At 72.1% G+C, this 11,009-nt stretch carries 12 protein-coding genes; 4 read left to right on the top strand and 8 right to left on the bottom strand.

Annotation, left to right across the window (positions count from 1 at the left end):
• Positions 1 to 55 precede the first annotated feature (55 nt).
• Positions 56 to 358, top strand: coding sequence for a hypothetical protein (locus tag POL72_RS21585; protein ID WP_272097392.1), 303 nt, complete (start codon positions 56 to 58; stop codon positions 356 to 358).
• Between the two features lie 72 nt (positions 359 to 430).
• Here POL72_RS21585 and POL72_RS21580 read toward each other — a convergent pair whose 3' ends face one another.
• From POL72_RS21580 to POL72_RS21545, 8 genes are all read right to left on the bottom strand, one after another.
• Positions 431 to 1,141, bottom strand: a complete 711-nt coding sequence (locus tag POL72_RS21580) for a hypothetical protein (protein ID WP_272097391.1) — start codon at positions 1,139 to 1,141, stop codon at positions 431 to 433.
• 344 nt (positions 1,142 to 1,485) lie between these two features.
• Complete coding sequence (locus POL72_RS21575) at positions 1,486 to 1,746, bottom strand: hypothetical protein (protein WP_272097390.1); 261 nt, start codon at positions 1,744 to 1,746, stop codon at positions 1,486 to 1,488.
• A gap of 60 nt (positions 1,747 to 1,806) precedes the next feature.
• On the bottom strand, positions 1,807 to 1,935 hold the full coding sequence (locus tag POL72_RS21570) for a hypothetical protein (RefSeq protein ID WP_272097389.1): 129 nt from the start codon (positions 1,933 to 1,935) through the stop codon (positions 1,807 to 1,809).
• 399 nt (positions 1,936 to 2,334) lie between these two features.
• On the bottom strand, positions 2,335 to 3,555 hold the full coding sequence (locus POL72_RS21565) for a matrixin family metalloprotease (protein WP_272097388.1): 1,221 nt from the start codon (positions 3,553 to 3,555) through the stop codon (positions 2,335 to 2,337).
• Between the two features lies 1 nt (position 3,556).
• Positions 3,557 to 4,129, bottom strand: a complete 573-nt coding sequence (locus tag POL72_RS21560) for a hypothetical protein (RefSeq protein WP_272097387.1) — start codon at positions 4,127 to 4,129, stop codon at positions 3,557 to 3,559.
• A gap of 473 nt (positions 4,130 to 4,602) precedes the next feature.
• The gene (locus tag POL72_RS21555) at positions 4,603 to 6,240 is read right to left on the bottom strand and encodes a tetratricopeptide repeat protein (protein WP_272097386.1); all 1,638 of its coding nucleotides are present in this window, start codon (positions 6,238 to 6,240) and stop codon (positions 4,603 to 4,605) included.
• A gap of 249 nt (positions 6,241 to 6,489) precedes the next feature.
• Positions 6,490 to 7,824, bottom strand: coding sequence for a LysM peptidoglycan-binding domain-containing protein (locus tag POL72_RS21550; RefSeq protein ID WP_272097385.1), 1,335 nt, complete (start codon positions 7,822 to 7,824; stop codon positions 6,490 to 6,492).
• Positions 7,821 to 8,228 carry a hypothetical protein gene (locus POL72_RS21545; RefSeq protein ID WP_272097384.1) on the bottom strand — a complete coding sequence of 136 codons (408 nt, stop codon included), beginning with the start codon at positions 8,226 to 8,228 and terminating at the stop codon, positions 7,821 to 7,823. The genes POL72_RS21550 and POL72_RS21545 overlap by 4 nt, the downstream gene beginning before the upstream one ends.
• A 201-nt stretch (positions 8,229 to 8,429) precedes the next feature.
• Between POL72_RS21545 and POL72_RS21540 the strand changes: the two genes are divergently transcribed.
• From POL72_RS21540 to POL72_RS51275, 3 genes are all read left to right on the top strand, one after another.
• Positions 8,430 to 8,945: a hypothetical protein gene (locus POL72_RS21540; RefSeq protein ID WP_272097383.1), complete on the top strand. Its 516-nt coding sequence runs from the start codon at positions 8,430 to 8,432 to the stop codon at positions 8,943 to 8,945.
• On the top strand, positions 8,942 to 9,568 hold the full coding sequence (gene ruvA, locus POL72_RS21535; RefSeq protein ID WP_272097382.1) for a Holliday junction branch migration protein RuvA: 627 nt from the start codon (positions 8,942 to 8,944) through the stop codon (positions 9,566 to 9,568). The genes POL72_RS21540 and ruvA overlap by 4 nt, the downstream gene beginning before the upstream one ends.
• Before the next feature lie 274 nt (positions 9,569 to 9,842).
• Complete coding sequence (locus POL72_RS51275) at positions 9,843 to 10,949, top strand: double zinc ribbon and FHA domain-containing protein (RefSeq protein ID WP_272097381.1); 1,107 nt, start codon at positions 9,843 to 9,845, stop codon at positions 10,947 to 10,949.
• The last annotated feature ends 60 nt before the right edge of the window (positions 10,950 to 11,009 follow it).

The raw sequence follows: 11,009 nt of genomic DNA, 5'->3' as shown, positions 1-11,009 counted from the left end.
AAAAGACCAGGGAAATGCAGCACTTCACACCCCCACAATCCGGATACGGTATCCAGTGAGCGATCGTTCGAACCTCGCCGCCTCCATCGACGGCGCGCCCCTCGCCGACGAGGAGGCGCGCGATCTCTGGACGCGGTTCAGCCGGTACATGGATGAGCACCGCGGCGACATGGCGGGCTTCGCGCGGGAGAACGGCTACGTGAGCGTGACGCCGACCTTCGAGCGCGGGCGAGCGCTGCTCGTCGTCCGGACGACGGAGGCGCCGCCGGAGAAGCCGGCCCCGCGCCCCGGCGGAGAAAAGCCGGCGCCGCGCCGCGGAGGCAGCGGCAAGCCGGCGCGCGGCAGGCGGCGGCGCTGAGCGCTCACCGGACGGGCGCGAATCGCGAGCTGCCTCGATCCCGACGGAGAGGCGCCCCGATCGGCCGGAGCCTCACCGCGACTTCCCGGCCCCTCCGGGGAAGTCCTTGCGCTTGATCTTGGCGCGCCGGCCGTCGGGGTGGTGAAACACGATTCCCTCGGCGAGGTGGCCCGGGGCGAAGCGGCTCTCCAGGTGATCGAACAGGCCGTGGAGGCCGTCATAGGTCCTCGGGATGTCGTCGTAGACGGGAATCTCGAGGTTGAACGGCACGACCATGTGCCTGGCGAGCCCGAGCGGGTTGCCCTGAATGCTCGGTCCGAGCGCCTCCGCCGAGTGCTCGCCGTCCGGCCAGCCCTGGAACTCCGTCCCGCGAACCGCCTCGAAGATCCACTTGTCTTCCGGCCCGTGCTCGTCCGCGTCGACGTACCAGCCGTCGATGATCCCCTGCTGCTTCTGGAGCTTGCTCGGGTTCCTGCGCTTCTCGACCCGGACCACGTGGCCCGAGCGAACGGTCAATCGCACGTTCGTGCCGTCGAGCTTCTCGGTGGGACGGCCCTCGCCCGCAAAGACCCACTCGCACCCCTGGCGCGGCTTCGGGAGCACCTTGAAGTCGTCGCCGCGATCGAAAATCGTCGGAATCTTCTCCATGACCTGAATGCCCTTTCGTACCTGGCCGAGCAGCTCGTCAGGCGTGATGACGCCTCCAGCGAGCCCGCTCGCCAGGGCGCGCACCAGCTCCGCCACGGAGGTGCTCGCCTCGAGCGCGACGCGCTTCAGCGCCATCCGCTCCTCCGGCGAGATCCACGCGACGAGGCGTGACCAGCCTTCCGGCGGAACCCATGTCGCGAGCTGCTGCGGATCCTTCCTCGGTCTGCCGCGCGGGCGGCCTGGCGATGTCACGAGCTTCAGGGTAGCCCTATTTTCTATTGTGTCAATTGGCAAAACAAGAATTGGGCACGAGGCGGAGATGGTGGGAGCAAGTAGGACGCCTGCCGCTGCCCTCCTGGAGATCGGGAGCCAGGGCGAGCTCCGCGAAGGCGCGCGTGGACGCGCGCCTCGAGACATCGGGGCTTCGTGCGCGGAGACGCCCTGGCCCTGCGATGGACAGCTGGTCTGTCGCCGAGGGTTCAGTCGAGGAGGGTCCAGGTGGCCTTGGCGGTGCAGCCGTAAGCGTCGAGCGCGCCGGGGTGCGTGAGGGGGACGAGCTTGGTCTGGCCCTTGGCGAGCGGCCCGGTGACCGAGCGGGTGATGGGCCCCGGATCGCCGTAGTAGTGCGTGACGGTGAAGGTGATCTTCGCCGAGTCCGGAACGGCGAAGAGCGAGGTGTTCTTGATCGCGGCGTTCGGGTTGAAGATGCTGGGATAGGTGATCGAGCAGGAGAGGTTCACGGTCTTCGTGACCGGACCGCCGCCGTCATCGCCGCCAGGACCGATGATCGCCTCTGCGCCCTAGCCCACGACCTCGGCGGCGTCGCTCGCGCCGTCATCGGCGCTGTCGCCCTCGAGCGGCTCGGCGATGCAGCCGACGAGGGAGAAGGACGAGATGAGGGAGCAGAGGAGCAGGTTCTCGATGTTCATGGTGGTGTGTCCTTTGGTCCGGTGTTCACGCTCGCGAGATCGCATGTCGGCGGCCTCCGGCGAGTTCGAGCTCGCCTCGGCGTCCCTCATCGCTGTCTCGCGGCGTCGCATCCGGATAGAGCAACCGGCGGGCCAGGTCGTCGGGGCGCTCCGGGCCGCCCCCGGCGCGCCCAGGATCCGCGGGGAACACAGCCTATCTCGGGATTTTAGCGCTCCACCGCGCCGCGCCGGCGGGCGCCTGCGCGGCGCGGTGGAGGTCAGAGCCCCCACGCCGACGGCGTGGGCCTCCACCAGGTGTCCTCTGAGGTGCTCTCTGGTCCGGAAGATCGCGGCAGGCCCAGGCTCGCTCCGCGCCGCCGCGAGGGCCGGTGCTCCCCCCGAAGCCCCGCGATCGAACGCTCAGCGCCGGCGCCGTCGCGACGCCAGCGCGCCGAGCACGCCGAGGAGCATGACCCCGCCGACATCGGCCGATCGGCCGGTCGTCGAGCAGGAGCACCCGGCATCGCCGCCAGACTCCCCATCGCCGCTCTTCTGCGTGTCGTCCGGATCGGCGCCGCCGCCGCCGCCCACCCCGCCGCTCGAGGCGACCGACGAGCTCGCGGTCGCGCCCACGCTCGATCCGCCGCCGGCCGACGAGGAGGTCGACGTGCTGCTGCCGCCCGCTCCGCCGTCGCCCCCGCTGCCGCCGGCGCCGCCGGCGCCGCCGCCATCGAAGCCGGCGCACTCGGTGGAGCACTCGGTCGAGCATTCCCCGCAGACGCACTCGAGGATGCTGATATACATGTCGGCCCCCTCGGGCTGATCATTCAAGCATCCCTCGACGCACGCGTCGTCCGGGCACTCGTTGATACAGCCGATGAATCTCCTGCACGCGAGCGACGCGCCGCACGCGTCATAGGGGGCCTTGCAGTTGTTCGCGAGCGAATCGTTCGAGCAGCTATCGCAGCCGCCGCCGCCGGCGGCGGCGCTCGTGGCGCTCGCCGCATTCGCGGCCGTGGTCCCGCCGATGGGATACAGCGCGCACACGCCGTCGATGTCGTCTTGCTCGATGGTGCGCATCGACGAGCCCACGACATAGTAAGGCGTCATCGTCGCGCTCCGCTCGCTGGAGTGGCCGAGGCCCAGGAAGTGCCCCTCTTCGTGCGTGGCGATCGACTGTGTGTCGACACAGCCGTTGTTGCCGGTGTCGTTCCAGCAAAACCCGACGTCGTTGAAGACCATGTCGGCGTCCACGATGGCGCCGTTGAAGCTCCAGACCGGCATCGTGACGCCGATGACCGAGTTGACGTCGCCGAGCATGTTCGGCCAGGAGGAGCTGATCCAATGAAACACGTTCTTGCCGTCGTTGTAGTTGTAACGATCGGTGGTGTCGCCGAGGAGGTCGACCCGCCACTCCGTACACCCCGCGTTCGACCACGTCTCGAACCCGGACTCGACACGGGCGACGGCGAAGGCGGAGATCTCGCCCGGGATCGTCGAGCGGTTGATGTAGTAGGCGACGGGCAGCTTGTCCCAGCGGGGGACCACGTCATCGAGCGGCACCCACGCGGCGGCCTCACGGGCCACGGCGAGGGACGAGGCGGCGCCGAGCAGGGCGGCGAGGGCGACGTGGCGCCTCACCTCACTTCCCTCCCGCGATGCGCACGACGTCCGTCATGAGGCTCTCGATGGGCTCGACGTCCTCGACGGGCGCCTCGATGGGCACGAGCGCGGCTCCGGTCCGCCGGACGAGGTGCAGCCCCTCGAGGATGCGCCGCGCCATGCCCTTCTTGTCCACATGATAGGCCGAAAGCGCCAGCGCCGTGAGGTGCCACCGCCCCTTGTCGCCCGGGCGCAGGAAGACCACGGCGTCCTCGCCAGGCGAGAGCCTGGCGTCGCCGAGCAGCCGCTGTGTCTTGCCGTTGTAGGTCCCGCCCATCTGCTCCAGCACAATCATCTTCGAGCCCCCCTTGTCCGCCGCGCCACCCTTGAGCGGCTGGGTGATCGTGAGCTCGGTGCGGGTCACGATCGATTTTCCGTCGTCGGATTCCGTCGCGTACGATCGGCCGACGATCACGCGCGCGACCGTCGCCGACTGGCGCACGAGCTCCTCCCGCGAGAGCAGGACGGCCGTCGTCGCGTCCGCGGGCGCGCCGATGCCGAGCAGAGCGAGCGCAGCCGACAGGGCGAGCACTGCTTTCAAGCCTCTCTTCATGTAGATGACTCCTTAAGACATTCATTTCTATCCCGAAGCGCGCGCGGCGGCCACACAGGAAACAGGACTGCAACGTGCTCGCGCTGCCGTGGTGTTGCCCATCTGTCGTGACGGCGGATCATCACGCTGCGACGCGACAGCGCGCCGACATGTACGGAGACGCGCACTACCACCCGCGCCGTGGTACGCCTGGATTTGTGCCGTACACGTAGACGGCGCACTCCGGAGCTCTCCCGGAGGCTCTCGGGGATGAGACACCCTTATCGGGTCATCCCCGCTCTCGACAGCATCGGGCGGAGTCAGGGTGGCTGTCCGTCGATCGGGTCAACTCGCCATCAGCGCCATCAAGGGCGGTCTCCGCTCGCCAGCGGCGCTCGGGCCCTCGGCGCGGCCCCGCGCCGCCCGCGGAGGCACGGGCGCGCGGAGGCCTCGCCCCGACGCCCTCCGCGCCCCGACGCCGCTCAGGGCATCTCTCAGTCGAACCGCTTCAGGCCGTTCGGCGCCCTGGAGTCGCGCTTCGCGCCGGCCTCTCCCCGCGCCACGACGCGACCGGCGAGGACCGCCTCCGCGAGCTCGCGGCACTCGGCGCTCGTCGCGCGATCGGCCCGCGCGAGCGCCTGCTCCGCCGCGGCGCGCGCCTCGGCCGCGCGGCCCGAGAGCGCGTGCGTCCGGGCGATCTCCGCGAGGGTCGCCGAGAGCTCCGCGGCGTTGCCCGACACGTCCAGGAGCCGCTTCGCTCCGAGGTAGAGCGACAGCGCCGCGGCGAGATCCCCCTGGATGCGCGCCAGATCGCCCCGCGCCCGCAGCACGCCGGCCTGACCCGCGCCGTCCTCGAGCACCTCGAACAGGGCGAGCGCCTGCTCGTAGTCCGAGAGCGCCTCCTCCAGGTCCGACGCATCGGCCGCCGCGACCCCCACGAGCTCGGCCACCAGCTCGAACTGCTTGCGGCGGAGATCGCCCCGCACCTTGAGCGTCGCGGCCTGCCCGCGGCGCTCGAAGCCCGTGCGGAACAGCGCGAGCGCACGGTCGTAGTCGCGCACCGCGTCCACGAGGTCCTCCTGCACGGAGCGCAGATCGCCCCGCGCCTTCAGCACCGCGGCCTGGCCCAGGACGTCGCGCGTCGCCGTGAACAGCTCGAGCCCGTGATCGTAATCCTTCTCGGCGCCCGCAAGATCCCCCTGCCGCACCCGGAGATCGCCGCGCGCCTTGAGTGTGCCGGCCTGCCCGAGGTGGTCCTCGGTCGCCTGATAGAGCGTCAGCGCCCAGTCGTAGTCGCGCGCGGCGCCCGTCACGTTGTCCTGGCCGAACCGCATGTCGCCCCGCGCCTTCAGCACGCTGGCCTGCCCGCTCCGATCCCCCGTGTCCTGGAACAGCGCGAGCGCGGTGCTGTAGTCGCGCGCCGCTCCCGCGAGGTTGCGGAGCCGGACCCGCAGATCGCCGCGCGCCTTGAGCGCCCGCCCGTGCGCGGCGCCGTGTGGGCGGGCGCGAGGCGGCTCCGAGGGGCCCGGGGCGTCGGCGTCGGCGGCCCCGCGCGACCCGGCCCGGGGCTTGAGCGGCTCGCGATCGCCGAGCTGCAGGAACAGCTGGATCGCCAGATCGTAGTCGCACACCGCGCCGCCGAGATCGCCCTCCTCGGCGCGCGCGAAGCCCCGCGCCCTCAGCGCGTCGCCCTCCGCCGCGCGAGCGCCCGCGGCCTGGAACAGCGCGAGCGCCTCGTCGTAGTCGCGCACCGCCTGCGCGGGGACGCCCTCCCGCAGGCGCAGCGCGCCCCGATCCATGAGCACCTGGGCCTGCCCGAGCGCGTCGCCCGTCGCACGGAACAGCGCGAGCGCCTCGTCGTAGTCGCGCGCGGCGCCCACGTAGTCGCTCCGCCGGAGGAGCAGGTTGCCGCGCTCCCGCAGCGCGTTGCCGCGCGACTCCGGCGGGGTGCTGTTGAGGCTCGGAGGCGCCGCGCTCGAACGGGGCCCCCGCGTCACCCCCTCGCCGAGCACCTCGGCCAGCGATCCGCTCCTCGGCGTGCAGCGATCCGCCGCGCTGTCGAACGAGCGCTGTGTGGGAGGATCGCCATCCACGCCCTTCAGCTCGGACTGGACTTCGGGGAGGCGACGCATGCCAGGCGGAACATCATACCGCGCCAGCGCCTCTCTCGTGGAGACATTGCGCGGTCAGCGCGGCGGCAGCGCTCGGTTTCCGTTTTCCGTTTTCCGTTTTCCGCTTCCGGTTTCCCTCCGCCGCCCGCGAGCGGAGGCGCGCCGACGGCTGGGGCCGCTGGCTTTCCGCACGTTGGCCCGCTCACGCAATCGGATGCGGGCCCGTGAACTCGTCCACCCCGGCCGTGAAAAGCCGTAGACGGCCGATCATCAGAGGCCCTTGCGCGAGACCAGCACCGCGTCCCGCTCGACCTCGTACATCGCGTGGGTCACGAGCGCCGCAGCCGTGCGCTCGCGCACATGCACGACCCGCAGCTCGGCGTAGGTCTCGTCCGGCAGCAGCTCCTCGTCGACGCCGAACTTCGGATCGTCGACCTGCGCCGGGCGCTCGTCCTGCAGCCGCGGCCGGACCGTCGCCAGCCTGCCCGCGCCGCCGATCTGCTGCAGCCAGCGGTCGCCCCGCCGGACCGCGAAGAAGCGCTGCCCCGGCTTCACGCCGTCCTTCTCGCCCTTGTCGATGAACACCACCTGGTTCTGCCCGACGAGCTGGTAGGGATAGACGGCCGCGATGATCCTCGCCTCGAGATCCGCCTCGGCGCCCACCGGCGGCACCACGTCGAGGCGCCGCAGCACCGCGCCGACCCTGTCCGTGCGCTCGACCACGTCGAGCGACTCGATGAGCCGCGCGCGCACCATGTGCGTCTTCGGGTTGTAACGATCCACGCGCGCCGTGCCGCGCACCGTCACGAGCTCGCCCTTCACGTCCCCGCTCTTCACCTTCTTGATCTCGCGGAAGATCGTCAGCTCCTGGCCGATCGAGACGTCGTGATCGTCCGAGAGGCGGAGGTAGACGTCGTCGCCCTCGCTGAGGAGCATCTGGTCGTCGGGGCTCGCGACGAGCTCCCCCCACGTGTCCTTCTTCACGTCGTCGACCCAGCCGAGCTCGCGCAGGAAGATCGTCTTCGACGGCACCCGCCCCCCGCGCCCCAGCTGGTTCGCGCCGAACCCGATGCTGCCGCGGGTCGGGCCCTCGCTCGGGTCGCGGAGCCGGATCCGGTCGCCCGGGTAGATCCAGTGCGGGTTCTGGAGCTGCGGGTTCAGCGCCCAGACCTGCGGCCACGCATAGGGGTTCGTGTAGTACCTGCCCGAGATGTCCCAGAGCGTGTCGCCGCGCCGCACCGAGTGCGACTCGGGCACGAACTGCCCCTCGACGACGTAGCTGCCGTTCGCGCCGCCCTTCACCGAGGCGGGGCCCTCGCTGCGGCGGCCCAGATCGAAGCCGTCCGACGGGCGCGACGTGTCCGTCGTGCCCCGCGAGCTCGAGGGCAGGTGGGCGTTCGGATCGAACCCGGGCTGCGGATAACCCGGCACAACGACCTGCGTCTCGACGGTCGGCTCGCCCCTCGGGAGCTGGACCACGGTGACGCCCGGCCCCTGGCCGGCGCCCTCTTCGCCGCCCTGCTGATCCTGAGCGCGCGCCAGCGGCGGCGCCGCGACGAGCGCCAGGGAGACCAGGACCAGCGTTGCCTTCGGGGGGAACTTCATCGCTTGCGCCTCGACGGGGGTGAGGGTGGCGGGCTCGGCGGCGGCGATCCGCTCGGGGGCTCTTCGATCACGACGCCGTTCGCGGTCGAGCGGAGCACGGGCGGCCGCGCGCCGTCGTCCTCCGGCGCGAGCCGCACCACCTCGAGGTCAGGCCTGTCGGGCTCCTCCGGGGGCACGGCGCGCGCCCCGGCCTCGCCAGGGCGCGCCGCGCTGCGGACGCCGCCCCGCGAGCGCTCCAGCGAGCCCACCCGATCCGTGAGCACCGCGTTCTCCGCGCGCACCCTGACGAGCTCCGCGCGCAGCTCGGAGAGCTGTCGTTCGACAGCGTCCTGCCCTCCGCCGCAACCGACGTTGAGCGCGGCGAGCGCGAGCGCCATCGCGCCGATGCCCAGGCCAATCCTCATGGGACGCCCAGCCTACCCGCCGCCGCGCCGGCCGGCCAAACGCGCGGCGATCTCCGCGCCCCGGCGGTGCGCCCCGCAACGGCGCGACGCGCCGCGCGCGCCGGAACGACCCGCGCGACCCGAGGTGGGCGGCGCGACGTCACGCGTTACGGAGCGCGCGCAGTTCTGCTAGGGTCCCACCCCGACATCTGGGTGCGAGGGGTGAACGTGCGGAAATTCTTCCTGATTTTCCTTGTCGCGACGGCCTGCGCCGGCGCCGGCTGCGGCGATGACGGCCCCGCGGCGACGGAGTGCTTCGACTACAGCAAGTTCGACGGCGCCACGCCCGAGGTGAGCTTCTCGGCCGAGGTCCTCCCCATCTTCCAGCGGTCCTGCTCGTTCAGCTCGACATGCCACGGCGCCGAGGCCGGCTCGGCCGGGTTCGCGTACCTCGGCCCGCCGCTGAGCGAGCAGGCCACGCAGGCGCAGATCGACGCGATCGTGGCCCAGAACGTCGGCGCCGCGTCGAGGGCGCCCTCCGGGATGCCGCGGATCACGGCCGGCGACCCCGCGAACAGCTTCCTCCTGCACAAGCTCGACGACACCCTGAGCTGCGGGGACCTCGAGTGCGCTCCCGACGGCTGCGGCGACCCGATGCCCTTTGGCGGCGACCCCCTGCCCTCCGTGGAGCGCGACGCCATCCGCAGGTGGATCCAGCAAGGGGCCAAGGTCAATTGATCGGCCGGCTCTCCGGCCACGTCGTTGAAGAAGGCGACGAGGGCACGGTCGTCCTCGACGTCAGCGGGGTCGGCTACGAGGTGACCGTCCCGCTCGGGGCCGTGGGGCGCGCGCGCGGCATCGCCGCGAACGCGAAGGCCGGCTCGGACGCGATCACCCTGTTCGTCCACACCCACGTGCGCGAGGACGCGCTCCTCCTGTACGGCTTCGCGACGCGCGAGGACCGGGCGGCCTTCCGCGTGCTCATCGGCATCTCCAGCATCGGCCCGAAGATCGCGATGGCCATCCTCAGCGCGCTCGGCGCGGGGGAGCTCGCCGCGGTGATCACCCGCCGGGAGACCGCGCGCCTCACCGCCATCCCCGGCGTCGGCAAGAAGACCGCCGAGCGCCTCGTCCTCGAGCTGAAGGACAAGCTCGTCCACCTCCCCTCGGCCCCGCTCTCCGCCGCGGCCCCTCCGCCCGCAGCCGCCGACGCCAAGCAGGACCTCCTCCACAGCGCGCTCACCCGCATGGGCTACCGCCCTGCCGAGGCGGAGCGCGCCGTCACAGCCCTCGGCGCGCGCGTCGACAGCGCCCCGCTCGGCGACCTCGTACGCGACGCGCTCGCGCTCCTGTCCAAGTGAGCCACGCCGCCGGCGCCCGACGAGCCCTGCAAGCCTGGCCGCCCAGGCCCGGCGAGCCGCGACCGCCCGCGTCCGGCAAACCGCGGCAGCCCGCGCCGGCGAGCCGCGGTTTTCCGGGCGGGATCGCCCCGGCGGGCGGGCGGACGGCGGCGCGCAACCCCCCGCGGGGAGGCGGAGGAGCGACAGACAGTCGACAGAGGGGCGCCGCGGCGAATATGCTCCCGCCGCCGTTCGCCCTGGGATCCAGTCCGGTCGCTCGTTGTGAGGAGGCGTGGTGATCACCTGCCCGAAGTGCTCCAAGGAAAATCAGGACCATTACAAGTTCTGCCTCGGCTGCGGCGCCGAGCTGCCTCGCGACGTTTCGCCCAAGAAGTTCGCGGCCGGCACCCCGCCCCACGGCGTGCCGGCGGCGACGCGGGCGAAGGACTACGGCGATGAGCCGACCGCCATCGGCACCGGCGCCCAGAAGGGCCCCGCGGTCGCGCCCCCGCCGCCCGCGCTCGTCGATCCCGCGGCGTTCATCGCCCCGGCCCGCGGGGAGGACACCGGCGCCGGCAAGAAGGCCGCGGCGGCCGCGGCAGCGCCCGCGACGCCGGCAGCGGCGGCCGGCGCGGGGACGGTCGTCTGCCCCCAGTGCCAGGAGCCCAACCCGCCGTCGAACAAGTTCTGCGCGCTGTGCGGCTTCAAGCTCGTCAAGCCGGCGGGCCAGGCCGCGCAGCCCTCCACGCCGGTCGTCTCCACGTCGGGCGCCGCGAACGTCGTGCTGACGGCGCTCCGGGCCGACGGCACCGAGGCCGGCTCGTACACGCTGCCCACGAACCCCACGTTGATCGGGCGCGACTCGGGCACGATCTTCGGCGGCGACAGCTACCTCTCGCCGCGCCACGCGACGTTCTCGATCAAGGGCGGGCGGCTCTTCGTCAAGGACGAGGGCTCGCTGAACGGCGTCTACCGCAGGCTGCGCAGGGACACGCCGGTGCAGCTCGACAACGGCGACGTCTTCCGCATCGGCCAGGAGATCGTCCGCGTCGAGCCGCTCTCCCCGGCGCCCACGACGCCCGACGGCGTCGAGCGGCTCGGCAGCCCCTCGAAGGGCTACGTCGCGCGGCTGGCCCTCATCATCGGAAGGGACGCGACCGGCAACGCGTTCCCGGTCCCCGACACCGGCCTGCACCTCGGGCGCGAGCGCGGCGACATCCTCTTCCCCGAGGACGGCTACGTCTCCGGGCTCCACTGCCAGATCTCGCTCCAGGGCGGCCGGCTGTTCCTCACGGACCTCGGCAGCTCGAACGGCACCTTCCTCCGCGTCCTCGGCGAGACCGAGATCACGGGCGGCGACATCCTGCTCATGGGTCAGCAGCTGTTCCGCATCAACGTCTGAGGGCGCGCCGCCGTCGTCCCGAGGGCGCGACCGTCCCGCTCGCACAACCCGACGCCCCAT

This window comes from Sorangium aterium (assembly GCF_028368935.1).
GTDB lineage: Bacteria > Myxococcota_A > Polyangia > Polyangiales > Polyangiaceae > Sorangium > Sorangium atrum.
Note: the sequence above shows the minus strand (reverse complement) of the source record. Positions and strands in the feature narration are given on the sequence as shown.